This is a genomic window from Fusobacterium sp. (genome assembly GCF_032477075.1).
GTDB lineage: Bacteria > Fusobacteriota > Fusobacteriia > Fusobacteriales > Fusobacteriaceae > Fusobacterium_A.
The window spans coordinates 140,864-165,886 of the sequence record NZ_JAWDXO010000001.1 but is presented as its reverse complement, the minus strand read 5'-3'; the positions used below and the strand labels follow the sequence as shown (position 1 = coordinate 165,886).

The 25,023-nt window shown below is 29.4% G+C and carries 29 protein-coding genes; 12 read left to right on the top strand and 17 right to left on the bottom strand.

The window, feature by feature from the left end; all coding sequences use genetic code 11:
• Positions 1-23 precede the first annotated feature (23 nt).
• The 14 genes from ffh to obgE all read right to left on the bottom strand — a co-directional run bounded on the left by ffh (position 24) and on the right by obgE (position 12,803).
• Positions 24-1,364, bottom strand: coding sequence for a signal recognition particle protein (ffh, locus tag E6771_RS00800; RefSeq protein WP_316088917.1), 1,341 nt, complete (start codon positions 1,362-1,364; stop codon positions 24-26).
• 12 nt (positions 1,365-1,376) lie between these two features.
• Positions 1,377-1,688, bottom strand: coding sequence for a YlxM family DNA-binding protein (gene ylxM / locus E6771_RS00795; RefSeq protein ID WP_316088916.1), 312 nt, complete (start codon positions 1,686-1,688; stop codon positions 1,377-1,379).
• A gap of 125 nt (positions 1,689-1,813) precedes the next feature.
• On the bottom strand, positions 1,814-3,094 hold the full coding sequence (locus tag E6771_RS00790; protein WP_316088915.1) for an adenylosuccinate synthase: 1,281 nt from the start codon (positions 3,092-3,094) through the stop codon (positions 1,814-1,816).
• Positions 3,095-3,112: 18 nt separating this feature from the next.
• Positions 3,113-3,811 (bottom strand): tRNA (guanosine(46)-N7)-methyltransferase TrmB, encoded by a 699-nt coding sequence (gene trmB, locus E6771_RS00785; RefSeq protein ID WP_316088914.1) that lies wholly within the window; start codon positions 3,809-3,811, stop codon positions 3,113-3,115.
• A 2-nt stretch (positions 3,812-3,813) separates the two neighbouring features.
• A complete protein-coding gene (locus E6771_RS00780; protein WP_316088912.1) occupies positions 3,814-5,055 on the bottom strand; it encodes a 3-deoxy-D-manno-octulosonic acid transferase in 1,242 nt (413 codons plus the stop codon).
• The gene (gene cmk, locus E6771_RS00775) at positions 5,056-5,715 is read right to left on the bottom strand and encodes a (d)CMP kinase (RefSeq protein ID WP_316088911.1); all 660 of its coding nucleotides are present in this window, start codon (positions 5,713-5,715) and stop codon (positions 5,056-5,058) included.
• Between the two features lie 15 nt (positions 5,716-5,730).
• Entirely contained in the window at positions 5,731-6,663 is a 933-nt protein-coding gene (gene prmA / locus E6771_RS00770) for a 50S ribosomal protein L11 methyltransferase (protein ID WP_316088910.1), read from the bottom strand.
• A gap of 11 nt (positions 6,664-6,674) precedes the next feature.
• A complete protein-coding gene (locus tag E6771_RS00765) occupies positions 6,675-7,466 on the bottom strand; it encodes a TIGR00282 family metallophosphoesterase (RefSeq protein ID WP_316088907.1) in 792 nt (263 codons plus the stop codon).
• Between the two features lie 127 nt (positions 7,467-7,593).
• A complete protein-coding gene (gene rny / locus E6771_RS00760) occupies positions 7,594-9,159 on the bottom strand; it encodes a ribonuclease Y (RefSeq protein WP_316088906.1) in 1,566 nt (521 codons plus the stop codon).
• 27 nt (positions 9,160-9,186) lie between these two features.
• Complete coding sequence (locus tag E6771_RS00755) at positions 9,187-9,534, bottom strand: STAS domain-containing protein (RefSeq protein ID WP_316088904.1); 348 nt, start codon at positions 9,532-9,534, stop codon at positions 9,187-9,189.
• Positions 9,535-9,537: 3 nt separating this feature from the next.
• Complete coding sequence (locus E6771_RS00750) at positions 9,538-9,930, bottom strand: ATP-binding protein (RefSeq protein ID WP_316088902.1); 393 nt, start codon at positions 9,928-9,930, stop codon at positions 9,538-9,540.
• A 7-nt stretch (positions 9,931-9,937) separates the two neighbouring features.
• The gene (locus tag E6771_RS00745) at positions 9,938-10,399 is read right to left on the bottom strand and encodes a hypothetical protein (protein ID WP_316088901.1); all 462 of its coding nucleotides are present in this window, start codon (positions 10,397-10,399) and stop codon (positions 9,938-9,940) included.
• Positions 10,400-10,544: 145 nt separating this feature from the next.
• The gene (gene miaA / locus E6771_RS00740; RefSeq protein ID WP_316088899.1) at positions 10,545-11,447 is read right to left on the bottom strand and encodes a tRNA (adenosine(37)-N6)-dimethylallyltransferase MiaA; all 903 of its coding nucleotides are present in this window, start codon (positions 11,445-11,447) and stop codon (positions 10,545-10,547) included.
• Between the two features lie 69 nt (positions 11,448-11,516).
• On the bottom strand, positions 11,517-12,803 hold the full coding sequence (gene obgE, locus E6771_RS00735) for a GTPase ObgE (RefSeq protein WP_316088897.1): 1,287 nt from the start codon (positions 12,801-12,803) through the stop codon (positions 11,517-11,519).
• 303 nt (positions 12,804-13,106) lie between these two features.
• Between obgE and E6771_RS00730 the strand changes: the two genes are divergently transcribed.
• A complete protein-coding gene (locus E6771_RS00730; protein ID WP_316088896.1) occupies positions 13,107-13,457 on the top strand; it encodes a sigma factor-like helix-turn-helix DNA-binding protein in 351 nt (116 codons plus the stop codon).
• A 10-nt stretch (positions 13,458-13,467) separates the two neighbouring features.
• Positions 13,468-13,890, top strand: coding sequence for a hypothetical protein (locus tag E6771_RS00725; RefSeq protein ID WP_316088894.1), 423 nt, complete (start codon positions 13,468-13,470; stop codon positions 13,888-13,890).
• An 892-nt stretch (positions 13,891-14,782) separates the two neighbouring features.
• Here the strand turns inward: E6771_RS00725 and E6771_RS00720 are convergent.
• Genes E6771_RS00720 through E6771_RS00710 form a run of 3 tightly spaced genes read right to left on the bottom strand, consistent with a single transcriptional unit; the run spans position 14,783 to position 17,314 of the window.
• Positions 14,783-15,508, bottom strand: coding sequence for a hypothetical protein (locus E6771_RS00720; protein WP_316088893.1), 726 nt, complete (start codon positions 15,506-15,508; stop codon positions 14,783-14,785).
• A gap of 37 nt (positions 15,509-15,545) precedes the next feature.
• Entirely contained in the window at positions 15,546-16,700 is a 1,155-nt protein-coding gene (locus E6771_RS00715) for a protein kinase family protein (RefSeq protein WP_316088892.1), read from the bottom strand.
• 56 nt (positions 16,701-16,756) lie between these two features.
• Positions 16,757-17,314: a helix-turn-helix transcriptional regulator gene (locus tag E6771_RS00710; protein ID WP_316088891.1), complete on the bottom strand. Its 558-nt coding sequence runs from the start codon at positions 17,312-17,314 to the stop codon at positions 16,757-16,759.
• Between the two features lie 165 nt (positions 17,315-17,479).
• Here E6771_RS00710 and E6771_RS00705 point away from each other — a divergent pair, with 165 nt between their 5' ends.
• The 10 genes from E6771_RS00705 to E6771_RS00660 all read left to right on the top strand — a co-directional run bounded on the left by E6771_RS00705 (position 17,480) and on the right by E6771_RS00660 (position 24,935).
• The gene (locus E6771_RS00705) at positions 17,480-17,680 is read left to right on the top strand and encodes a helix-turn-helix domain-containing protein (protein WP_005949384.1); all 201 of its coding nucleotides are present in this window, start codon (positions 17,480-17,482) and stop codon (positions 17,678-17,680) included.
• Positions 17,681-17,765: 85 nt separating this feature from the next.
• Complete coding sequence (locus E6771_RS00700; RefSeq protein WP_316088890.1) at positions 17,766-20,153, top strand: virulence-associated E family protein; 2,388 nt, start codon at positions 17,766-17,768, stop codon at positions 20,151-20,153.
• A gap of 284 nt (positions 20,154-20,437) precedes the next feature.
• A complete protein-coding gene (locus E6771_RS00695) occupies positions 20,438-20,737 on the top strand; it encodes a hypothetical protein (protein ID WP_270851257.1) in 300 nt (99 codons plus the stop codon).
• A gap of 23 nt (positions 20,738-20,760) precedes the next feature.
• Complete coding sequence (locus E6771_RS00690) at positions 20,761-21,120, top strand: hypothetical protein (RefSeq protein WP_316088889.1); 360 nt, start codon at positions 20,761-20,763, stop codon at positions 21,118-21,120.
• Between the two features lie 253 nt (positions 21,121-21,373).
• A complete protein-coding gene (locus E6771_RS00685; RefSeq protein WP_316088888.1) occupies positions 21,374-21,616 on the top strand; it encodes a S24 family peptidase in 243 nt (80 codons plus the stop codon).
• A 102-nt stretch (positions 21,617-21,718) separates the two neighbouring features.
• A complete protein-coding gene (locus E6771_RS00680; protein ID WP_316088887.1) occupies positions 21,719-22,315 on the top strand; it encodes a hypothetical protein in 597 nt (198 codons plus the stop codon).
• A gap of 54 nt (positions 22,316-22,369) precedes the next feature.
• Positions 22,370-22,744 carry a hypothetical protein gene (locus E6771_RS00675; RefSeq protein ID WP_316088886.1) on the top strand — a complete coding sequence of 125 codons (375 nt, stop codon included), beginning with the start codon at positions 22,370-22,372 and terminating at the stop codon, positions 22,742-22,744.
• Entirely contained in the window at positions 22,725-23,126 is a 402-nt protein-coding gene (locus E6771_RS00670; RefSeq protein ID WP_316088885.1) for a hypothetical protein, read from the top strand. Before E6771_RS00675 ends, E6771_RS00670 begins: the two co-directional genes overlap by 20 nt.
• A 6-nt stretch (positions 23,127-23,132) precedes the next feature.
• Positions 23,133-23,714 (top strand): hypothetical protein, encoded by a 582-nt coding sequence (locus E6771_RS00665; RefSeq protein WP_316088884.1) that lies wholly within the window; start codon positions 23,133-23,135, stop codon positions 23,712-23,714.
• 18 nt (positions 23,715-23,732) lie between these two features.
• Positions 23,733-24,935 (top strand): hypothetical protein, encoded by a 1,203-nt coding sequence (locus E6771_RS00660; RefSeq protein ID WP_316088883.1) that lies wholly within the window; start codon positions 23,733-23,735, stop codon positions 24,933-24,935.
• Positions 24,936-25,023 lie beyond the last annotated feature (88 nt).

Genomic DNA, 25,023 nt, shown 5'->3' with positions numbered 1-25,023 from the left:
TTTCTTTGAATTTTATTTATTTCTTAAAAAGGGAATCTTCCTCCCTTTCCACCTTTCATTCCTGGGAATTGCGGCATTTTGCCACCACTAAACATCTTCATCATACCTTTCATTTGCTCAAACTGTTTTAAAAGTCTATTAACATCAGCAACTTCTGTTCCACTTCCTAAAGCTATCCTTCTTTTTCTATTAGCTTTAAGTATATCAGGTTTCTTTCTCTCTTCTTTAGTCATTGACTGAATTATGGCTTCCACTTTTTTCATTTCTTTTTCAGCAGGAGCTATATCACCAATTTGTCCCATTCCTGGTATCATTTTTAAAATACTTCCAAGAGAACCTAATTTTTTTATATTTTGAAGCTGTTTCAAAAAATCATTTAAGTCAAATTTTTGTGTTCTTATTTTCTCTTCCAAAGATTTTGCGTCATCTTCATCTATAGCACTTTGTGCTTTTTCTACCAGCGATACTACATCTCCCATTCCTAAAATTCTTGATACAAGTCTTTCAGGATGGAAAAGTTCTATATCATCTATTCTTTCTCCAACTCCTACAAATTTTATTGGTTTTCCTACAACAGATTTAATTGAAAGGGCTGCTCCCCCTCTTGTATCTCCGTCTAATTTTGTAAGTACTATTCCATCTATACTAAGTACATTATTAAAAGATTCTGCTAGATTTACAGCATCCTGCCCAATCATAGCATCTACTACCAACAAAATTTCTTGAGGTCTTACAGCTTTTTTAATATTTCTAAGTTCATCCATAAGCTTTTCATCTATATGAAGTCTTCCTGCTGTATCTATTATCATATATGTTGAGTTTAATTCTTTTGCTTTAGATAGTCCATGTTCACAGATAGCTACTGCATCTTTATTATCTTCCTCTGCATATACAGGAACATCTATTTGCTCTCCTAATACTTGAAGCTGCTTTATAGCTGCTGGCCTGTATACATCAGCTCCTACCATTAAAACAGACTCTCCCTGTTTTTTTAGATAGTTAGCTAATTTTGCAGCAAAAGTAGTTTTTCCTGCCCCTTGCAATCCAGAAAGCATCAATACAGTAGGATTTCTTACTCCCTTAGTAAGTCTTGAGTTTGTTCCTCCAAGAAGCTCAACAAGTTCATCATTTACGACTTTTATAAACTGCTGACCTGGGTTTATACCTTTCAATACATCTGTTCCTACAGATTTTTCAAGTATCTTATTTGTAAAATCCTTTACTACTTTGTAATTGACATCAGCTTCCAGTAATGACATTCTTACTTCTTTTAAAGCTTCTTTTATATTACTTTCACTTAGTTTTCCATGACCTCTTACTTTTTTAAAAATTTCCTGAAATCTAGAACCTAAATTATCTAACATATTCACCTCTACCTAAAATAGCTTTTCAATTATATTGTTTAATTTTTCTATTTTAAAATCTTTTTTTAGTTCCAAAAGTTCTTGATAAACTTGTTTCTCTCTTTCATGAAAACCTAGTTTTTCTTCATAATCTTTTAATAACTTAATCCCTCTTTTAATATTATCATAAACAGCTTGTCTACTCACATCATTATTTTTAGCAATTTCTGATAGTGAAAGATCATCTTCAAAATGATTTATAAGATATTCTCTCTGTTTATCACTAAGAAGATTTTTATAATAATCTAAAAGAGTTGAAACTTCTAAAAATTCATCTAACTCCATCATATCACCAATGTATTATATAAAATTTTATAATTTATGTCAAGTGTTTTTTCTTTACATTATTATTTTTTATAAGTTGTATAAAAAGGGAGGTTTTTACTCTCCCTTTCCACTTAAATCAAATTTTAAATTTCTCTTATATGAATATTTTGTGTTCTATCTGGTCCAACTGATACAACACTTATTGGACATCCCAAAAATTCTTCCATTCTCTTAATATATTTCTTACAATTTTCTGGAAGCTCATCATAATTTTTCATTTGAGTAATATCTTCTTTCCATCCTGGTAATTCTTCATATACAGGTACTGCTCTGCTTAAAATTTCTGTTGATGCTGGAACAGATGTATATCTTTTACCATCTATATCATATGCTACACATATTTTTACAGTATCAAGCCCGCTAAGAACATCTATTTTAGTAATAACTATATCTGTAAGTCCATTTATATCCACTGCATATTTTCCTACTACAAGATCCAGCCATCCACATCTCCTAGGTCTTCCTGTAGTTGCTCCATATTCAAATCCAATCTTTCTTAATTGTTCTCCAAGTTCATCTGTAAGTTCTGTTACAAAAGGTCCCTCTCCTACTCTTGTTGTATATGCTTTCATTACTCCTATACCCTTAGTTATTTTTCTAGGAGATACTCCTGCACCTGTAGTTACTCCTCCAGTTGTAGGTGATGATGATGTAACATATGGATATGTTCCATAATTAATATCAAGCATCATAGCTTGTGCACCTTCAAAAAGAACTAATTTATCATCATCTAAAGCCTTATTTATTTCAGGAATAGAATCTATTATTCTATGTTTAAGTCTATCTGCATATCCTTTATATTCTTCAAAAATAGTATCAAATGATAAAGGCTCAGCTTCATATATTTTAGTAAATATTAAATTTTTGGCTTCAAGACCTCTTTTCAGTTTATCAGCAAAGATATTCATATCTAATAGATCTATTGCTCTTATTCCTATTCTATTAATTTTATCAGCATAACAAGGTCCAATTCCTCTTTTAGTAGTTCCTATTTTATGTTCTCCACTGTTTTCTTCACACAGTTCATCCATTCTTACATGATAAGGCATTATTATATGAGCTCTGTCACTAATAAATAGATGATCTATCTTTGCTCCTTTTGCCTCAAGAGTATCTAATTCTTTCAATAAAACTTTAGGATCAATTACAACACCTGGTCCTATTATGCATTTTCCATTCCCATGAAGCATTCCAGATGGTAGTAAGTGTAACACAAATTTTTCTCCATTTACTACTACTGTATGCCCTGCATTATTTCCACCTTGGAATCTGACTACATAATCAGCTTTGTTTGCTAAAACATCTATTATTTTCCCTTTTCCTTCATCTCCCCATTGGGTACCAACTACTACATATCCTGCCATATAGACCTCCTATTACGGTTATTTTATTTTTTCTATTTCAATATAATTAATATTTTTATTATGTTTACATAAAAACAGCTGCTCAAATTCAGTTTTAATATTATCTGTTGCTTTTTCACTGTTGTGAAGATCTGATGTGTTGTATATTACTTTATATCCTTCCATTGAATTTACAAGATTAATAACATCTTGATAATATTTATCATGATCAGTTTTAAAAAAAAATTTCCCATTTTTTTTCAATACTATATCAAGTATTTTAAAGAAACTTTCTTGCACCACTCTATTTTTTTCATTTTCTTCCCAAGGATCAGGAAAATTCACATATATTCCTTCTATTTCATTTTCATCAACAAAAGAAAGTATCTCCTCTCCTCTTCTTCTTAAAAATAAAACATTTTTAGAGTTATCTCTTTTTACTTTTGTTGCAGAAAGTACCAATCTTTTGAATCTGAGTTCAAGTCCAATATGATTTCTTTCAGGATATCTAATTGCCATGCCTTGAGCAAAATTTCCACTTCCAGATCCTATTTCAAGATAGACAGGATTGTCATTTTTAAAAAATTTCTTCCATCTTCCTTTATATGAATCCATAATCCCTTTATCAAAAATAATATACTCTGGATAGTCAAGGAGTTTTAATATATATGGATTATAATTTTTTCTCGGATTTTTAAAAAAATGTTTCCACAACTCATCTTTTATGCTGTCATTCACTATTAATCCTCCATCTTTAAAAGTTTATCTATTCTCTGCAAAATTTTTTCAGCTGTCTTATTGTTCTCTTCAAAAAAAATTTCTATATTTTTTTTACATGTATCACTATTTTTTTCTATTTTATTTACAGCTTCTAAAAATTCATCTGCATTTTCTACTTTATATCCTATATTTTTTTTCAATATCTCTTTTGAAATATCCTTTACATTTTGCAAATATGGTCCAAATATTGGTGTCTTTCCATAAAAAAGTGGTTCTAAAAGACTATGTCCTCCTATATCTACAAGAGTTCCTCCCACAAATGCTATATCAGCAATTGAATATAATTTTCTTAATATACCAATTTTATCCACAAGTATTATATCAGTTTTTTCAAAATTGTCACTATCTATTTTGCTATATTTCTTATATGTCATACCTTCTTTTTTTATTAAAATTTCTATTTCTTGAACTCTTTCAATATGTCTTGGCACTAGTACAAGTAATGTATTTGTAAGTTTTTTGAAAACTTTAAAAATAGTTTCATATTCTCCTGTTCTTGTACTTCCAGCAGTAAATATTTTTCTTCCATATACACCTAAAGATTTTTTAAAATCATCTTTAGTTTTTTTATCAAACTTTTCAAGTTCTATATCAAATTTCAAATTTCCAAGAGTTTCCACTTTATTCTCATTTGCTCCTATTTTGATTATTTTTTCACTATCAAGTTTTGACTGCATATAGAATCTATCTACATCTTTAAAAAGATTTCTAAGATAAAAACTCAATTTTTTATATCTTCCATAGCTTCTGTCAGATATTCTTCCATTAACTATTATTACTCTTCCTTTTTTATGAGATTCATGTATAAGATTTGGCCATATCTCTGTTTCAATAAGAATAAGAATTTTCATTTGTATTTTTTCCAACATACTTCTTATAATTTTTCTATCATCTAAAGGAAAATATAAGATGTCTACTCTATTATTATCTTTATATTTATCTTTTGCTGTTTCAATCCCAGTATCTGTCATTACTGTAAGAAATATTCTTTCTTTTCTTTCAGAAAGTATTTTCTTTACTAATACCTCTGAAAGATTTACTTCTCCTACTGAAGAACAATGTACCCATATGTATTCTTCTTTCTTCAGTATATCTAAATTTTGATTCATCCTCTTATAAAAAAATTCTCTTTTTTCTTTATTTATAAGCATATACATATATATAAATGGTGTAATCAATATTCTCAAAATGTTGTATAACATCTAATTTACCTTCCTGTCTATGCACTCAGATATAGCTTGAACTACTTCTTCTATTGTCATCACACTGCTGTCTATTTCTACAGCATCATCTGCTTTCATAAGAGGACTCTCTTTTCTTGTAGAATCTATATAATCTCTCTCTTTTATAGAAGTTATTACAGATTCAAAATCAGCTTCTATCCCTTTTTCTTTATATTCATTAAGTCTTCTTCTGGCTCTTTCTTCTGGTGAAGCAATCAAAAATATCTTAACTTGTGCATTAGGAAAAACTACTGTTCCTATATCTCTACCATCTAAAATAGTTTTTTTACCTTTGCTTATTTCTCTTTGTAGTTCTACAAGTTTTACTCTGACAGCTTTTATAGCTGCTACTGGAGAAACTATTCCACTTACTTCAGGTGTTCTTATTTCTTCTGATACATCTTCTCCATTAAGAAAAAATTTATTTTCTACAATATCCAGTTTTGTATTTTCCAACATTGCTTCTACACTTTTCTCATTTTCAAGATCTATATCATTTTTTAAAGCATATAAAGCAATCATTCTATACATTGCTCCAGTATCTAAATATGTAAGTCCATATTTAGCTGCAACTATCTTAGCTATTGTACTTTTTCCACTTCCTGCTGGACCATCTACTGTTACTATGAATTCTTCCATTTTTCCCCCTGATTTCTACCTAGCTTTTATAAGCATTGCTCTCCATTCTTTATCAGACCTTATTTTCAATATTTTAAATCCTAATATTTCTATTTCTTTTTTTAAAAGTTCACATTTATCTTCAATAATCCCAGAAAAAATTATAAGACCATCCTTTTTTACTATTTGAGATATATCATTCAGTAAAATTAAAAGTACATCAGTAAGTATATTGGCAACTACTACATCAAATTTTTTATCTTCTACTACAGATATAAGATTTCCTTTAAGTACTTTAACCTTATTTTGATCAATTTTATTAAGTTCAAGATTCTCTTTTGCAGACTCTACAGCTAATTCATCTATATCAGTTCCATATATTTCAGAAGCTCCAAGTCTATCAGCAGCTATCATAAGTATCCCTGATCCTGTTCCTACATCTATTACACTGTCTCCTTCTTTAATGTTTTCTTCCATTAATTTAAGACATAGAGATGTTGTAGGATGCGATCCTGTTCCAAAAGCTCTTCCAGGGTCAAGCTCTATTATAAGTTCATCATCTTCTGCTTCATAATCTCTCCAAGTAGGTTTAACTACAAATTTTTCACTTACTTTTTCAGGAAAAAGATATTTTTTCCAGCTATTTTGATAATCTTCTTCATCATATTCATAAAAATCAACAGTATATATTATATCATCTCTTTCTGAAAATTGCTCTTGAAATCTTGCTAATATAGTATTTTTTCTCTTTTCAGAATAAGGATTTAATGGAAAATAAGCTGATATAGCATGATCTACCATTAAAAAATCTTTTTCATTTTTATAAAAATCCAATGGGTTTTTATGAGAAAGAGGTTCCTCAATTTTCAATCCTGTAACTCCAAAATCATAAAATATATCTGATATTTCTTTTGTAGCCTTTTCTATATCATCACTTTCATAAATTACTTTTATTTCTACTACTTTCATTCTCATCTCCATTAACTAAAACTTATTTCAGTAAGTGATTTATTTACTCTCTCTATACTTCTACATTCTCCAGTCTCTATATCTATTTCTACTTCTATCCCATTTAGTCTTTCATTTCCTTCAGCTATTTCAAATCTTTGAGGCAGTGCATTCAAGAACTTGGGAAGAATAGATTCAACAGACATTCCTATTACTCCATTATCTGAACCAGTCATTCCAACATCAGTGATATAACCTGTTCCTTCTGGCAGTATTTTATTATCTGCTGTTTGAATATGAGTATGAGTTCCATATATTACTGAAACATATCCATCTACATGCCAACCCATAGCTATTTTTTCTGATGTAGCCTCAGCATGAAAATCTATTATAATTATTTTAGTTTCTTTTTTTATCTCTTCTATCAACTCTTTTGCTTTTTTGAATGGGCAGTCAATAGGTGGCATAAAAACTCTTCCTTGCAGAGAAATTATCCCAATTTTATTTCCATTTCTATCCTTAACTATAGTATGCCCTGTTCCTGGTACCCCATCTGGATAGTTTGCTGGTCTTAATACCTTATCTGTCTTATCCAAATAATCATAAAATTCTTTTTTATCCCAAATATGATTACCACCAGTTATAACATCACATCCCCAGCTGAATAACTGATCTGCTAACTTTCCTGTTATTCCAAATCCTGCTGCTGAATTTTCTCCATTCACTATAACAAGATCATAATCCTTTCTTTTTCTTTCTAAATATGCTCTAAGTGTTTCTCTTCCAGGATTTCCTACTATATCACCAACTATTAAAATTTTCATATTATTCCTTCTTTCTATATCATTTTATCCAACACAAATTATATCATTTTTTCTTCAATTTTAAAACCCCACTAAAATATATGTTCAATATTTTAGTGGGGCGATTATTTTCTATTGTATTTTTTTCTTATTTAGCGTATTCTACTGCTCTAGTTTCTCTAACAATAGTAACTTTTATCTGTCCAGGATACTGCATCGTTTCCTCTATTTTTTTAGCTACATCTCTAGACATTTTAGTAGCTGCATCATCACTTATAGAATCTGGATTGATTATTATTCTAATCTCTCTTCCAGCTTGTATAGCATAAGATGATTCCACTCCATTAAATGAGTTAGCTATTTCTTCAAGATTTTCTAATCTCTTTAGATAAGCAGTAAGAGTTTCTCTTCTTGCACCTGGTCTTGATGCTGATATAGCATCTGCTGCCTGTACAAGTATAGCTTCCACTGTTTCAAATTCAACTTCATTGTGATGAGCCATAACAGCATTTATTACATCTGATTTTTCTCCAAATTTTCTTAAAAATTCTCCACCAATAATAGCATGAGAAGCTTCTATATCATTTTCAAGAACTTTTCCTACATCGTGTAAAAGTCCTGCTCTTTTTGCCAATTCTGTATCTGCACCTATCTCAGCTGCTAAATTAGCTGACAATTTTGCTACCTCTATTGAGTGAGTAAGTACATTTTGCCCATAACTTGTTCTAAATTTTAATCTTCCTAAAGTTCTTATTACTTCAGGGTGCATTGCTGGTATTCCTAATTCAATTAATGCTTCTTCTCCAGCATCTACTATTTCTTTTTCTATTTCTTTTTTAGCTTTATTTACTACTTCTTCAATTTTACCTGGATGAATTCTTCCATCAGTAATAAGTTTTTCAATTGCTATTCTTGCTATTTCTCTTTTTACTCCATCAAAACTAGAAAGTACAACTGCCTCTGGAGTATCATCTATTATAATGTCTACACCTGTTAAAGCTTCAATAGCTCTTATATTTCTTCCTTCTCTTCCAATTATTCTTCCTTTCATTTCATCATTAGGAAGATTTACAACTGAAACAGTCGCATCTACTACGTAATCAGCTGATGCTTTTCCTATAGAAGTTGAAAGTATTCTTCTAGATATTCTATCTTTTTCATCTTCAAGTTTACTTTCAAACTCTTTGATGGCTACAGCAGTTTCATGAGTAAGATCATCCCTTAATTTTGCTATAAGAATATCTCTTGCTTCTACTTTTGAAAGTCCAGATATTCTCTCCAGCTCATTCTCTTGCTGTAATCTTATTTTATCTATTTCTTCTCTTTTTAATTCAAGTTCTTCTGTAGTTCTTTCAAGTTCTTGACTTTTAACTTCTAATTTTTCTATCTTATTATCCAGAGTTTCCTCTTTCTTAGTAAGTCTTGCTTCCTTTTGAAGAAGTTCATTTTTAGAATTTTTAATCTCTTTTTCAGCTTCTTCTTTTAATTGATATACATGTTCTTTAGCTTTAAGCTCTATTTCTTTTCCTTTAGCTGATGCTTCTTTTTCAGCTAATTCTATTATCTCTTTAGCTTTTATTTTTGATTTTGTAACTTCATCCTCTAAATCATTTAACTCATTTATTTTTTTATCTATAACAGACTTTTTATACATCAGTGAAATGATGATACTAAGTCCGATTATTACTAATCCTATACTTATTCCTATATTCATATTTTATCCTTTCTCCATTTTTTTATTTTATTTAAAACTTTCCACTGCTTCATCTTCTGTTTCATATATTTCAAATATCTCATCTAATCCTATCATTTCAAATATAGTTTTAATATTTTCATTTAATTTTATAAGTTTTATATCCCCACCTATTTCTTTTACCACTCTTAATTTCCCTCTTAGAATTCCCATAGCTAAACTGTTTATGTGAACTAAATCTTCAAAATCAATTATGAATTTTATTGTGTCCATTTCAACAAGTTTTGTTATTCTTTCTTTTAATTTTGGAGCTACCAGAGCATCTAATTCTCCAACTACTTTTATAACTTTTATATCCCCAACATTTTTTTCAATTATATCAAAATTCTCTACCATTTTTTATACAGCCTCCTTAATTCTCTTTTCTATCTTAAAAAGTGTTCCATTTAACTTTTTTTCAATTTTAAAATTATCAGCTATGGTTCTCGCTATATATAGCCCCATTCCACCTTCTTCTTTACTTAATTTTTCCTCATCAAAACCTATTCCATTATCTTCTACTATCAATTGTATTATATCATTTGACTTCTGTATTTCTAGAATAATGTCTCCTGGTTTATACTTATATCCATGTTCTACCACATTTGTTGAAAGTTCATCTACAACAGACAACAATTGAAATATATCTTTCTCATTTATATGTTGAACTTCTAAATAAGTTTTTACCAAAGCTCTAATAAGAGATAAATTCTCTAAAGAAGATGGGATTGACATCCTAATGATATTTTTCACTCTCCTATCACCTTCTCTCTTTAAATTCCATTATTTTCCATTCCCCTTTTTCTAATAAAAATTTCACATCAAAGTATATAGTTCTATCTTCAAAATTAAATGCAGTTATGTTACTAGCATTTTTTTTGTAAAATTTGGGCTTAGTAACAAATATATTTGTTTGAGAAAAATCTATTTTTTCTATTTCATTTCCTAAAAAAATATTTTTCAAAGAAAAATTAAGCGTTTTTTGTAAACTTTTTGTATCTCCACTTTGTAAATCTATCTTCACTCTCTCTATTAATGTTTCTAGAGCTATTTTATCTTTTTCTCTCTCAGCTAATAATTTTTGATATTTAATAATCAATGAATTTTTACCTTGAGTCATTTTGTTCTCATTAAGTTGTTTCTTAAGATTTTCTAAATCCCAATTCTCATATAAGTATACATATTGTTTTTCATACTCATTTTCAACTTTTTTATTTATCAAATTAGAACATCCTGTCAAAAAAAAGACTGAAATTATCCAAATAAAAATCTTCCTCATAATTACATACACCTAATCCTTATTACTATTAATAATACCATATCACCATGTTTTTATCAAGAATTTAATTACACTTGATTACAGTTAATCATAACTTTAATTCAGATGTTATTTTATTTACTATTTCTTCTTCGCTCATTTTATCTAAATCATACCATGTATATGATGGATCATTTTTAAACCATGTAAACTGTCTTTTAGCATATTTCCTTGAATCTCTTTTAATATTTTCCACTGCTTCTTCAAAGGTACAGTTATTGTTAAAATAATCTATTAATTGTGTATAACCTATGACATTTATTTTTTTTAAATTTTCTCCATATTTTTCATACAATTCTCTTACTTCTTTCTCCAGACCTGTTTTTATCATTATTTCCACTCTCATGTTTATTCTTTCATAAAGAACATTCCTATCTCTTTTCAATGCTATTTTTATAAAACTGTAATTATTTCCCTTTATATTTCTTCTGGATAGAATTGAAAATTTTTCTCCTGTAAGTTTGAATACTTCAAGAGCTCGTTCTACTCTTTGTCTATTGTTTTTATGTATATCAAATGCGGCTTCTGGGTCTACAACAGTAAGTTCATTATATAGTTCATCTGTGTCTTTTTTCATAAGTTCTTCACGAAGTACCAAATCAGCTGTTGGTAAAGAAGATAACCCTTCTGTTATAGAATTTATATATAATCCAGTTCCTCCTATTACAATAATATTTTTTCCTTCTTTTTCTTTCTCCTTTAATATATCATCCACATTCTTTTGATAATCTCCTACATTATACTTTTTTATAGGCTCTGCTATATCAAGCATATAATGTTTTATCCCTTGCATTTCTTCTAAAGTGATTTTAGCTGTTCCTATATCCATTCCTTTATATATTTGGGCTGAATCTGCTGAAATTATATCTGCTTTCATTAATTTTGCTAGTTTAATAGATATATCTGTTTTTCCTACTCCTGTAGGTCCTGCTATAACTAACCCTTTTGGCATCTGTTTTCCTTTCTAAATCGCAAAAAAGCTGAATAATGTAAATTCAGCTTCCATGTTTTTATATATTCATTACTCTACATATTCAAACTCTACATCTGCTATTCTTACATTATCTCCATCTTGAATTCCAGCTTCTCTCAAAGCTTCTTCCAATCCAAGTGACCTCATCATATGAAGAAAATTAATAATAGACTCTTCCTCCATAGTAATAACATATTTAGCAAGAACTTCATCTAATATTCTTCCTTCTATTACATATGTTCCCTCTTCATCTTGAGTTATTACAAAATCCTCCATATCCCCTTTTATTTCTCTTAATACTTCATTTATGTTTACTTCATCTTCAAGTGGTTCTCTATCTATTTCCTGAAGCATTGAATAACTTCTATAGAGTACTTCTTTGATTCCTTCATTTAATATGACAGAAACTGGAAAAACTTCATGACCTTGTGCTTCTACATGAGCTTTGAATTTTTCATATTTTTCCATATCCCATAATAAATCCATTTTATTAGCAAGCACTATTTGTTTTTTAACTGAAAGTTTTTCACTGAATTTCTTTAATTCTTCATTTATTTTTTCATAATCCTCAATAGCATCTCTTCCTTCTATTTCAGCAACATCTACAAGATGATATATCATTTTACATCTTTCTATATGCCTAAGAAACTTATCCCCAAGTCCTATCCCTTCATGAGCTCCTTCTATAAGTCCTGGTATATCAGCTATTACAAAGGATTTTCCTTCTTCAAGTCTTACTACTCCAAGTTTTGGTTCAAGAGTAGTAAAATGATAACTTCCAACTTTAGAATTAGCAGCTGAAACTTTATTAATAAAGCTTGATTTTCCAACTGATGGATATCCCACAAGAGCTACATCTGCCAATAATTTCAACTCAAGCTTTACTTTTATCTCTGCTCCTTCTCTACCCTTTCCAGCTATTCTTGGGGTTTTTCTTGTAGAAGATTTAAAGTGAACATTTCCTGCTCCTCCTCTTCCACCTTTTAAGAGTATCCTAGGTTCTCCTTCTGTATTCATATCTAAAAGAAGTTTTCCTGTTTCTATATCTCTTACTTGAGTTCCAACTGGTACTTTTATAACAAGATCTGCTCCAGTTTTTCCATACATTTGCTTTTTTTGTCCATTTTCTCCATTTTCAGCTTTAAATACTTTTTTAAATTTAAAATCTATCAGAGTATTTATATTCGGATCTGCAATAAATATTACATTACCTCCATTACCTCCATCTCCACCATCTGGTCCGCCAAACTGGATATACTTCTCTCTTCTGAAAGCTGCTGATCCATCTCCACCATTACCAGCTTTGACTGTAACTATTACTTCATCTATAAACATCTTATTTTCACTCCTGATTACATACCAAATTTACTATTAATATATTTTACCTTAATTTATACATTTTTGCAAGTTTTCTTCAAGTCCTCTATTTATCAGTATTACTGACTATTAAATATTTTCAATGGGTGCTACTTGGGTACTACTAAAAGGCATAATTTATACCTTTTCTTTTAAGCTCTAATAAGCCCATATTCTCATTTTAAATATTAGTCAAAGCTTGATACCTTTTTAATAGATGAAAGGCTTTAAAATCAATTTTACAAAGGCAATATATCATTCAACATCATAGGAGTAGGAATTATGAATATAAAAAAATATTTATCACAAGTCCATGTATTAGATAAAGAAATAAAGCATGAGTTAGAAATAATCAAAGAACTAAATAACCCATCTAAATATGGAAAAACTGAGAAAACTGAGAAAGCTTTAAATTTAGAAAAGCAAATACTTGATAAAATAGAGAATATGAGACAACTCAAAGAAAAAATATGTAATGATATTACTAGAATAGAAGATATAACAGAAAAAGAGCTACTTCAAAAAAGATATATTCAAAATTTAACTTGGGAAGATATAGCTGAACAACTGGGATATTCTATCACTCAAACATATAGAATACATAAAAAAGCTTTGAGTAATTTTAAAGTTTAAGGAGTGCATCATGACAGTAAAGGACTTAGAAAATAATCTGTTAATAATGAAGATCATAAAAAAGAAAAAAGAGGAATTGCAACAACTACAAAACAATATTGAAGGATTGAGTTCTATTTCACTCAAAGAAAAGGTACAGGGTGGAAAAAGAGAAAATGAATATCTCACAGACAGACTTCACAAAATAGAAACTATTAAAAAAGAAATACTGGAACTTGAATATAAAAAGTTTGAGGTTTTATCAATGATAGATAAAATACCAGATCAACTGGAGAGAATAGTATTGACTTCTAAGTATGTTCTTGGAAAGGACTTTAAAAACACAGTCAAAGGTACAGGAGAGCCTTTTAAAACAATAGCAGCAGCTTTAAAAAATGGTAAGATATCATTTGGAGTAGCTTGTTTAGAATCAATTTTTGATGAGTCTATATAATTTATATGGACTTTTTTTATTGGAATACTGGTATTTATTTCTAGAGCTTCTATTTTCCATTTTAAAGCCTTTTTATTTATTACTTGAGTATTTATCAAGTGAAGTCTTTGAAGTGGTAAAACTAGCTCATGACAAAGCCATTTCTATGAGTAAATATGAATGTGGATAGCAAAAAGTAAACCAGAGAAATTTTTCCCTGGTTAAAAGCTAATAGAGCTTCAAAGTGTAAAACATACCAACCATATATGGAGAAAAGGAAAGCCTTAAAATTAATTTTAGAAGTATATACCCATGGGGGAGATAAAAAAAGTTTTGAGTAAGAATTCTCAATACCGCATCCCCCATATTTTCCCGAGAAAATGCCAGAAATGGAATTTCTATTATATTGTGATAGTCTTATAGATAATAACCAAATCCCTAAATTTCAGGGAATTGAATTTAAAGAAGAAATCTCACTAGGAAAAATTTCCCTTACCTCATGTCAAGATAAATAGCCGAAGGAAATATTTCCGGCGGGTCATATATTTAGCTCACCCGAACTTTCGGGGCAGTTCTATTATAGATATTTAACTCAGCGGAACTTTCCGCCCAGGTAATAACTTACTTTTAGGGAGTTCGGAAAGTTCATAATAATTAAAATTCGGAAACCTTTTTCCGAAACTTTGCTTAAATAGTCCGTTCGGAAGATTCTCTGAACGACCTTATAGACTGGCTTCGGAATATCTTCCGACCCCCTCACATATAAAATAAAGAGCCTGCTGAAAATTTAGCTAACCTACTGAACGCAAAAATGCGTTGAGCATTAAAAATAAAGAGCCTCCAAAATATATTGGAGACTCCAACAGGGCAAAACTCATTTAATTTAAGTTTGCTTTGTTATTCAGTTTTTGAGCTAGAATTCCTTTTTTAATAAATTATAAATAGCTTCTCCTAAGCTGCTATACATATAATATTTTATAATATATGTCCCTGATTTTGGTTTAAGAGTTCCATATTGATTTCTAATCAATGGATAATTTGTTTCCCCTTGAGCTCCCATTCCTCTTTCCTTAAATAGATTTATATCAAATAATTTATCCATTATTTCTTGAATAAGCTCTATTGGATAATTTAACTTTTTAATTAAATAATTTATAGTTTCTTCAGTATGATGGTCCATCAGAGAAAGTATCATTCCTTTAGATGTTGTTTTCTTTTCATAACTAGCATTATACAATTCTAAAAATATTTGCAATTCTATCCAAGTCAATTGTTTTAGAATTCTGATATATTCTCTTGTCAATAAATCTTCATTCTCTAAGCCATGGATTAATAAATCTCCTATCTTTTCAAATACATTGTCATCAAGATTACTACTATTTTTGATATAATCTTCTAATTCTATAAAGCAATCACTTAATATAGTCTCTTGCACTTCTGTTTCTAATCCATTTGGAAATTTTTCCTCAAACTTTTTCCCCCATTTATTAAAGTTAAGTAATCCTTTTAAGTCTCTTAAACTATAACCTGTGATTGTACAAAGGTTTGCTATTGCTGTAACTGGATCACTAACTATATATTGACTAAGTGTTCCTGCACCAGTTTTTACAAGTTCAAGTGCTGTACCTGGATCAATCATTTAATTCCTCCCCATTTGATGCATTATTTTTCTGTGTTTAGAATGGAAATTCGTCATCATCATCATAAAAATTTTCTTCCTTTTTTATCTCAATTTTTGATAATCTAGAATATAAATTATCTAATACTATCATTTGCTTTTTTGCTTCAAGAGTATAAAAAAAGGTATAAAAATTCTTTACAACTTCAAATTTAATAAGATTATAAGAAAAATAACTGTAAGAACTTTTTATAAAAATTCTTATCAATTCATCATTTTTCTGAATATATTCTTCTAGCATATTTCTAGTAATTAAGCTGTTTAAACTATTTAAAATGGATTGAAAATCCATATTTGTCTCATAATTATCATTGTAGTGGGCTATTACTTTCTCAAGAACACTAGCAAATTGAGAATAACATTCTCTTTCATTATCATTAAATGAAATTCCTAAAAATAACCCTGATGAAATTTCCTGTTCTATTTCTGTAAAAGTTTTGTATCTTTCCTCTGGGTATATCTTAGTCATTTTATCTAAAATAAATCTATATTTAAATTTTTCTAATTGTTCTTTTTCTTTTAAAATTGAATTAAATATTTTTCCCAAAAAGAATATTTCTGATTGAAGAGTGTATGTCTTATCTATCGCTATTTCTTTTGGTAACTCACTCACAGGCCAGTTGAGAAAAACACTGTCACTTTTTTTTTCAATTGAATTTAAAAGTTTTCCAAAACCAAAATCTATTACCTTGACCTCTTGTTCATGAGAAATCATAATATTTGCAGGCCTTATATCTCTATGAAGAATATTTTTAGATTCTAAATATCTAAAAGCTGATATTGTTTCAATAAAAATCTCATCCCACTGTTTATCAAAATCCCAAGGATCATATTGATCTATTGGTACTCCATCTATATATTCCATCTGTAAATACCCAAGATAAGACTCTTGATAAAGATAATAATTATAAATTCTCACTATGTTTGGGTGGGATATATTAAATAAAATTTTTATTTCATTCACAAATCTGTCATACAACTCTTTTACAAATTCAGTTTGAATAGGAGTATATTTTTTTATAGCAAATTTAATATCTGTAGTCTTATCTAAAAATAAATGGGTATCTCCTGTTCCACCTCTACCTAAAGCTTTTAGGTATTCAAAATTTTTAGTTCTATTAAATTTTATTACCTCTCCTGTTTTTAGTGCCATTCCCCAACTCCTTTTAGAATTTTAACTTAGGTTTTTATTATTCTATGAAATGAAACTTATTCCACAAGTTTATCACGTATTAACAATAATTCAGTATATAATTCAATATCTTTCAATATCTTGTTTTGATCTTCTGGTAGTTTCAATTCAAACCTTTTACCATTCTTTGATAAAAATAAATATCCCTCATCTCCTTCTGGATCACTTACAGTTTCTGTACTATATCCAAAATATTCTAATAGACTAATAAATAATTTAAAGTCACTATATTCCTTTTTTATTTTTTCAAGATTTATATTTTTATCTACACTTTTCCAATCTACTGGGGCTCTTTTTGGAACTTTACCATATAGCATATAAAAATCTTCATCACTATGAGGGTATGGTGTTCTTATATCTGTTTTCCCAAGTAAATAGTCTATAGAAACATTAAAATAGAAAGCTAATTTATCTAATGCTTCTAGTGACAATCTAGCTGAAGCAGACTCATATCCTTGATAAGATGACTTTGGAAAACTTAAATCTTGAGCAACTTTTAATTGTGGAATTCCTTTTTCTTCTCTTAACTCTCTCAGCCTTTGCCCCAATATGATATATTGTTTTTCTATTTTCATTTATTCTACCCTCCATTAAAGTTCTCTATTTTTAATTATTATACCATTAAAAAAATAAAAAAAATAATTTTCCGGTAATATCGGTTGACAAATTAAAAAAGTAGTGTATAATAAAAATATGTACCGGTAATATCGGCAAGAAATTTTATAAGGAGGTTTTAAAATATGAAGTTAAATGGTAGAAAAATGCAGATATGTATGGCTAGAAAGTGCCTAGATAGACCACAATTAACAGAAATTAGTGGATTAAGTGAAACAACTATCAAAAATGCTATTAAAGGTAATGACATTTTATTATCTTCTGTAGGCAAAATAGCCAAAGCTCTAGAAGTAGATGTAACTGAACTTATTGAGCAAGAGGATTAAATTCCCAATGTGTTAGGAAAGTACAAGCGAGGTTGTAACTGACAACTGCAAACAGTTAAATACGAAAGTTAAGGAGGTGGCCAAGTTGAAATTTGATAGAGAAATAACCATCAGTTCAGCTGGTAACAGGTTTGCTGTTATATGGACCAAGCAGAAAATATACTGGTCTGAGCTGATAGAAAAGTTAAAAACACCAGTAAGATCTCCTGAAACTTTGGAGGAATATTTAAAATACCCAAAGAGCAAGCAGGATAATTTAAAAGATGTAGGGGGATTTGTTGGTGGAGAACTTATAGATAATAATAGAAAAAAAGGAGCATCAGGAAGAGACATAATAGCACTAGACCTAGATAATATTGAAGCAGGACAGACACAAGAAGTATTAAAGAAGATTGGCGGGTTAGGGTGTGCTTATGCTGTGTATTCTACTAGAAAGCATAGTGATTACAAACCTAGATTAAGAATACTTATTCCAGGGAATAGAACATTAACTCCTGATGAATATGAGCCAGCAGCAAGAAAACTGGCAAGTATGATAGGGATTGCATTATGCGACCCTACTACCTTTCAAGTGACTAGGCTCATGTATTGGCCAAGCTGTAGCAGCGATAGTAGTTATGTGTATGCATATGAGGATAAAGCTTTTTTAAATGTAGATGGAATACTTGGAATGTATAAAGACTGGCAGGATGTAGCAGAGTGGCCACAAGTTCCAGGAAGTGAAAAAACAATTGCCAGTTTAAGAAAAAAACAAGAAAATCCACTGGATAAAACTGGGATAATAGGTGCATTTTGTAAGAGCTATACAATCATTGAAGCTATAGAAAAATATATTCCTGATGCATATGAGATACATGAGGATAGTGATAGATTAACCTTTACTGGAGGAAGCACATTTGGTGGAGCCATTTTATATGAAGATGGGTTATTCCTATACAGTCATCATGCAACTGATCCAGCTAGTATGAAACTTTGTAATGCTTTTGACCTTGTAAGACTTCACAAGTTTAAGGATTTAGATGATGAAGCCAAAGAAGGAACACCTGTTAATAGGCTTCCCAGTTTTAAAGCTATGAGCAAACTTATGTTGGAAGATGAAAAAGTAAAAACTTTAATGTTAAAAGAAAAAGTAAGCGCTGCAGAGGATTTTAAAGATGAGAATATAGATTGGGTTACACTTTTAAAAACAGATAGTAATGGAAATATTAAAAGTACTAGAGAAAATATAATTACTATTCTAGAAAATGATGAACAGTTAAAAGGAAGAATGGTATATGATGAGTTTTCGCATAGAACTTTGGTATTAGATGCTCTCCCTTGGAATAAGATTACTAAAGAAAGAATATGGGATAATGTTGATGATGCAGGATTTAGAACATATCTTGAATCTAGATATGGTATTGTTGGAGACAAGAAAGTTGATGATGGCTTCATAACTTATTCACATAAATATAAAGTAAATAAAATTAAAAAATATTTAGAAAGTCTACAGTGGGATGGGATTGAAAGAGTAGATACATTATTCCACGATTACCTGGGAGCAGAGGACAATCCATATACAAGAGCAACAATGAGAAAGTCTTTAGTGGCTGCTGTTGCTAGGGCAATGGGATTATATATCAAATGGGATTATATGCCTATACTTTCAGGACCACAAGGAATTGGAAAGAGTACTTTTTTAAGAATGCTTGGTGTAAACTGGTTTTCTGATAGTTTGCAAACATTTGAAGGTAAAGAAGCATATGAAAGTATTCAAGGTGTATGGATAATTGAGGTTGGAGAACTCGCCTCTATGAATAGGAGTGAGTTGAATGCAGTAAAACTCTTTTTAAGTAAAGTAGAAGATATATTCAGGGGAGCATATGAACGAAGAACTGAGAAGTTTCCTAGAAGATGCATATTCTTTGGTACTACTAATAGCAGTGAGTTTTTAAGAGATAGTACAGGAAATAGAAGATTTCTACCTATTGATTTAATGATTTACCAACCAGTTAAAAACATATTCAAAGAACTTCCTGAAGAAGTAGATCAAATATGGGCTGAGGCATTTTGTTACTGGCAGTTAGGGGAGGAATTATATTTAACTGGTGAAGCTCTTGAGATAGCTCAGAGAGAACAGGAAGACCATAAAGAAGCCAACCATCTTGAAGGGATGATTTTAGACTATTTAGAAATACCTATTCCAATAGATTGGGATAAAAAAGATATAAGCTTTAGAAAGGCTTATATTGAGGGATATTCAAATCCTGAGAGAATTACAGGGATTGATAGTACAACACTGGTAGAAAGAACAAAAGTTTGTGCTGTTGAAATATGGGTTGAATGTTTAGGTGGTGATCCCAAACTTTTAAATAGAAAAAACTCCATAGAAATAAATAACTTCTTATCCAGTTTAAAAAACTGGGAAAGAGTAAAAACACCTAGAAAACAGGAACCTTATGGGCAACAAAGAATATTTACAAAATTAAAATAAATTAACTACAAACTTCAAAATTAGAAAAAAGTTTGTAGTCAAAAAATGACTACAATGACTACGTGATGACTACATTCAATGTAGTCAACTCTAAGTCCTAAAATAAGAGGCTTTACTATATATAACTACTTATACTACAAACTTTTATATATAAATATAAAATAGGTAGATTAGGGCATATTAGGGGGAATAATACACAACCTAATACTGTCTACAGCACCTAATACATAATATTATATAGCACTTTGTTTTTTGTAGTTGACGAAATAAAAAGGAGAAAAAGTATGAATGAAAAATTTTCATTAAAATTAGAATTATTAGTTTTGCATTACATAGAAAGAGATGTGGGACTTTTAATATTTGATACAATAACATCTTACTCAAAAATAAGTCATGTTGAAATAAGAGAAAATTGCATTACTATTGATAGAGAAGACCTTTATACATTTAAAAATATTGAACACACTTGGGGGTATTATAAATCAGGTGATGAACTTATAATGATTAAAAAGATATATTTAGATGAAAAATTAATATATGAGCTAGATGAAAAAGAATTTCAGAAATTAATACAAACTGAATAATATTTAGAAAGGAGTGAAAAATAATGATTGTATTGACTGACCATGATGACCAATTAATTACACCAGAGCCTAAAGACATGCCATACCTAGAAATGACCTTAAAGAAATTAAAAACTGTAAAAAATAAAAAGAAAATAAAGAAATACTTAAAAGAGGCATACTTACACTATAGAAATATATCTGGTGCAAAAGTTGAAAAAAGTGAAACAGATCTTATTGATGAGGTTGTAAGTAAAAGTATTCCGATAGAGAAAAAACTTAAATATATCTGTGGGGCTGGAACTGTTAGGGGAGCAGTATTAAAAGATGTATTTATAGAAAGGGCTGTATCAGTAGAAGACTATATGAAGTCTAAAATACACTTTTGTAAGAGTGATTGTTAATATATCAACTGGAGGTATTTTATGCTAAATAAAATAAAAAACCGTGATACTACCAATATCACGGCTCCAAAATAAAAATTCCACACAATTTATTTTATTATAGCTGAAAAACTCCTAAATGTCAATAAAGGAGAAGTGAAAATATGAAATATAAAGATTTAAGAGAACAGAAAATAAATTGTTTTGAATACCTGGACCAGCTAATCAGAAAAGGATATATCACTGTACTGGAAGCCATGGCAGGTGAAAACTTATGACCTCATTTAATCACTTGCTTTTGAAAGTAGTAGGGGACAGTATGAAGCCACATATATTAGATGGGGAGGTTGTCCTAGTAGACTCTACATATACAGAAATTCAAGAAGGGGAAATTTATGCATTCACTTATAATGGTAAAGCTTTTATTAAAATGATAGAGGATCACAAGAAAGAAGAATTTGAAAATGTAAAAATAGAAGGTAGAGTTGTAAAAGTTATTTCAGAAAGAAATCTATAATAAAGGAGAATGACTATGATATTTGATACATCATGATTAAAAGTATTCAACACAAGTGGCAACAGTATTAAAAAATAAAGTAAAAAATATGGAGGGAATAAAATGAGCTTAACAAATAAATTAAAAGAACTAATAAAAGAAATGGAAAACACAAGAATAGCTATGCTTACAGAAATACAGCAAAAAAGAAGCAGTGGAAAATATTCAGGAGAATATATAGCAGACCTTACATTAAAAACTAATAAAGAATATTCTACTATAGTTGAAAAATTTGAAGGGAAAAGAAAGCAGCTTATTCAGGATTATATAAATGAGCAGCAAGGAAAAGTAGAAATCATTCCTAGTGTTGAACACACAGGGGCTCTCAATAGTGTCATAAACCTTTTAGGAAGTATTTCCCTAGAAGATAGTGAGCTTAATGAGTTAGCAAAGCCATTTAAAAGCAATATGCTGCTTATGGAACTATTATATAGAAGGGTAAAGACAGATGGTGGAGATATTTTAGAAAAATATAATGAAACTTTCAAAGATTTTAAAACATATACAGTTAAAAGAGAGTTTTTAAAAAAAATAAAAGAATTTGAAAATGAATATTTTAGTAAATCTATTAATGATGCAAATGGAGGACTAAGAACTTCAATATATTTAAGTACTCTTGAAAAAACAGAAAACCAATTTGTAGAAAAAACAGCAGAATAAAAGAAATTGAAAAGAAATGATAGTATTTCAGAAAAATAGGAGAGTGATTATATAATGACAGCTAAGTATAACAGGGAACAAATAGCACTTGACCTACTTTTATGTACTACCAATTTAGAAGTTTGTAAAAAAAATAACATTAGTGAAGCAACACTCTATAGACTAAAAAAAGATGAAGCATTTCAACAACTGGTAATTGAACAAAAAGAAAAAATGTTTAAAGAAACTATGAAAAAGGCTCAAGCATACAGTTTAGAAGCAATTGAAGTTCTTAGATCAATAGCACAAGATAAAGAAGCACCTCAAAGCAGTAGAGTAAGTGCCAGTAGTAAAATAATTGAGCTTGGACAATGTATGTATGACCAGGAGAAGATCACTAAGAAATTGGAAGATATAGAAAGGTGGTTAAATGAAAGCAAGAAAACTTAACTACAAAACTTTATTAAAGCATGTGGAAGCAGTTCAAAAAGAGATAAAAATTAAAGAAAAACCAGTTCTTATTTTAATTGAGAAGCTATCTAATGGCAGTTATAGTGTTGCTGAAACCTCACAAGAGCATAAAAGAAAAGACTTTATTATAAAAAATGAAAAGCAGCTTAATAAATATATAGAACTACTAAATAAAGATAACTGTATTATCATTATTGATGATATGATTGAAATGATAAGTGAAGATATGTACCAAAGAGTTATTAAAGAATGTACAACTGAAGAATTACATTTGATAATAGAAACTCTGGAAAATAAAGGTGACCAAAAGGTAATTGATAAAATATTCAAAGATAGTGCGATAAAGATGATTAGGAGATGATAATTTATGAAACTTACAGAGAAAATTAATAATATTGCAAATATTTTAGAAATAGCAAGAAATAAATATTTAAGTGCATTAGAAGAAATAAAAAAGGATATTAAATATACTTCTGAAGGAAAAGAAGAGCTAGAATCAATACTTTTAATTCAATATGCTGAAGATGTAAAAGAAGCAAATAATAAAGTTGCATCAGCTATTCAAGAATATATAGACTCAAACAATATCACTGGTAAAAGTGAAAATCTATTAAATTTAAATGATGTTTTAATTCTTTTAAAAAATTTAAATACTAAATTAACAGATGAAGAACTTCATTCTATCTCTCAAAACTTTGAAGAGGAATTTAAAACAATGAACCTTTTAAAAAGAGAAATGGAATTAAATGGATATTCATGTGACAATTACCCAAAAACTTTTAAAAAATTAAATTCAAAAACTGAAATCAATGAAACAATTAAAAAACTGGATATGTATAAAAATAACTATTTCAGTAATTACATTAATACCCCATGTATAAAATATTCATTAAGTGAACTTTCAGCACTTGAAAATGAAATTGGTCAATTGTCAGTGAAATACAAATAATAGAAGAGGTGATAATAGATGGCTTATAATGGCTTAACAAATGCAGGAGCAGCATATTTAGCTGCAAGACAGGCAAACAATCTACCAATAGAATTTTTAAAAGCAAAAGTAGGAAATGGGACAATTCCTGATGGGACAGATCCAGCAGAACTTACAGATATAATATCAGGGAAAATGGAAGTGGAAATATCTGATATACAGCAAGTGGAAAGAAAGCTGAGGATGACTGTACAAGTAAGTAATGAGAGTTTAACTACAGGTTTTTATCTTACAGAGATAGCAATATTTGTAAATGATAACGGGACATCAGTACTTTACTGGTATATAGGAAAAGACAATGGAACTTATGTACCTGATAGTTCTAAACCTATGAAATATAAAAATATTTTGAATATTGAGGTGTCATCTACACCAGTAACAACAGTAAATTATACAGGAAAAGACTTGTGGGTAGATGAGGAAAAGCTAAACATTGAACTTGATAAAAAAGAAGATCTTATAGATAAAAAAACTGGATTTAATTTAGATAAAACAAATAGCTATGAATTAGATGATATAAATAAACTTGTAACAGCAAAAGCTTTATATAATTTTAATCAAAAGACAAAAGCTGATTATGAACCTAAAATATCAGTAAAAAATACAGGATTTAATCTAAATAAGACAGATAGTTTTAATGAGAGTGATACAAATAAGCTTGTAACAGCTAAAGCTCTGAGTGATGCATATTCTCTTGTGCTAGGAAATAACTTTGGTGGATATATCCAGACAGCAGGTCTAAAGCAAAAAGGAAAGATATACATAAGCAATACAAGTGATTCACTTTTTGTATGTACAGCAGATATTGATATTAATTATGTAGATTATAATTATTTTTCAGGTAGTTCACTGATAGATATATTAAGGACTACATTTTCTCAAGCTGTAACAGTACTAACACCAACGCAAGGATTTACAGTAACATACAGACAAGTAAGGGGACAACTGGTTTCAATCATATTTCAACATTTATTAACAGCAAATCCAGCAGGAGTAGAATATTTTTTACCATTTCCAATAAATGCAATAGCAACAGCCACTGCAACATCTGCAAGTACAAATAACTATGTGAAACTAGTAGCAAGTACAGAAAATACTTTTAAGTTGTTTTGTGATACAACTGTAACAGATGTACAAGTACAGTTAATGGTTTATGCAAAAAATGCTTTAATAGACTGGTAGGAGGAAAATAAAAAAAAACAGCTCCTATTATTTAGTAGGAGCTGCAGGAGTAAATATATAACCAAGGTTACATATAAACAACCACCAA

Bases quoted from the DNA above. Each gene is read 5' to 3' on its own strand.
- ylxM (WP_316088916.1), bottom strand. From the start codon at position 1,688: ATGGAGTTAGATGAATTTTTAGAAGTTTCAACTCTTTTAGATTATTAT.
- E6771_RS00665 (WP_316088884.1), top strand. From the start codon at position 23,133: ATGAAACTTACAGAGAAAATTAATAATATTGCAAATATTTTAGAAATA.
- E6771_RS00730 (WP_316088896.1), top strand. From the start codon at position 13,107: ATGAATATAAAAAAATATTTATCACAAGTCCATGTATTAGATAAAGAA.
- E6771_RS00705 (WP_005949384.1), top strand. From the start codon at position 17,480: ATGAAGTTAAATGGTAGAAAAATGCAGATATGTATGGCTAGAAAGTGC.
- E6771_RS00790 (WP_316088915.1), bottom strand. From the start codon at position 3,094: ATGGCAGGATATGTAGTAGTTGGTACCCAATGGGGAGATGAAGGAAAA.
- E6771_RS00720 (WP_316088893.1), bottom strand. From the start codon at position 15,508: ATGATTGATCCAGGTACAGCACTTGAACTTGTAAAAACTGGTGCAGGA.
- miaA (WP_316088899.1), bottom strand. From the start codon at position 11,447: ATGCCAAAAGGGTTAGTTATAGCAGGACCTACAGGAGTAGGAAAAACA.
- E6771_RS00755 (WP_316088904.1), bottom strand. From the start codon at position 9,534: ATGGTAGAGAATTTTGATATAATTGAAAAAAATGTTGGGGATATAAAA.
- E6771_RS00680 (WP_316088887.1), top strand. From the start codon at position 21,719: ATGAGCTTAACAAATAAATTAAAAGAACTAATAAAAGAAATGGAAAAC.
- cmk (WP_316088911.1), bottom strand. From the start codon at position 5,715: ATGGAAGAATTCATAGTAACAGTAGATGGTCCAGCAGGAAGTGGAAAA.
- E6771_RS00725 (WP_316088894.1), top strand. From the start codon at position 13,468: ATGACAGTAAAGGACTTAGAAAATAATCTGTTAATAATGAAGATCATA.
- E6771_RS00690 (WP_316088889.1), top strand. From the start codon at position 20,761: ATGATTGTATTGACTGACCATGATGACCAATTAATTACACCAGAGCCT.
- prmA (WP_316088910.1), bottom strand. From the start codon at position 6,663: ATGAAAGTAGTAGAAATAAAAGTAATTTATGAAAGTGATGATATAGAA.
- rny (WP_316088906.1), bottom strand. From the start codon at position 9,159: ATGAATATAGGAATAAGTATAGGATTAGTAATAATCGGACTTAGTATC.
- E6771_RS00685 (WP_316088888.1), top strand. From the start codon at position 21,374: ATGACCTCATTTAATCACTTGCTTTTGAAAGTAGTAGGGGACAGTATG.
- ffh (WP_316088917.1), bottom strand. From the start codon at position 1,364: ATGTTAGATAATTTAGGTTCTAGATTTCAGGAAATTTTTAAAAAAGTA.
- E6771_RS00675 (WP_316088886.1), top strand. From the start codon at position 22,370: ATGACAGCTAAGTATAACAGGGAACAAATAGCACTTGACCTACTTTTA.
- E6771_RS00660 (WP_316088883.1), top strand. From the start codon at position 23,733: ATGGCTTATAATGGCTTAACAAATGCAGGAGCAGCATATTTAGCTGCA.
- E6771_RS00670 (WP_316088885.1), top strand. From the start codon at position 22,725: ATGAAAGCAAGAAAACTTAACTACAAAACTTTATTAAAGCATGTGGAA.
- obgE (WP_316088897.1), bottom strand. From the start codon at position 12,803: ATGTTTATAGATGAAGTAATAGTTACAGTCAAAGCTGGTAATGGTGGA.
- E6771_RS00710 (WP_316088891.1), bottom strand. From the start codon at position 17,314: ATGAAAATAGAAAAACAATATATCATATTGGGGCAAAGGCTGAGAGAG.
- E6771_RS00765 (WP_316088907.1), bottom strand. From the start codon at position 7,466: ATGAAAATTTTAATAGTTGGTGATATAGTAGGAAATCCTGGAAGAGAA.
- E6771_RS00695 (WP_270851257.1), top strand. From the start codon at position 20,438: ATGAATGAAAAATTTTCATTAAAATTAGAATTATTAGTTTTGCATTAC.
- E6771_RS00715 (WP_316088892.1), bottom strand. From the start codon at position 16,700: ATGGCACTAAAAACAGGAGAGGTAATAAAATTTAATAGAACTAAAAAT.
- E6771_RS00780 (WP_316088912.1), bottom strand. From the start codon at position 5,055: ATGTTATACAACATTTTGAGAATATTGATTACACCATTTATATATATG.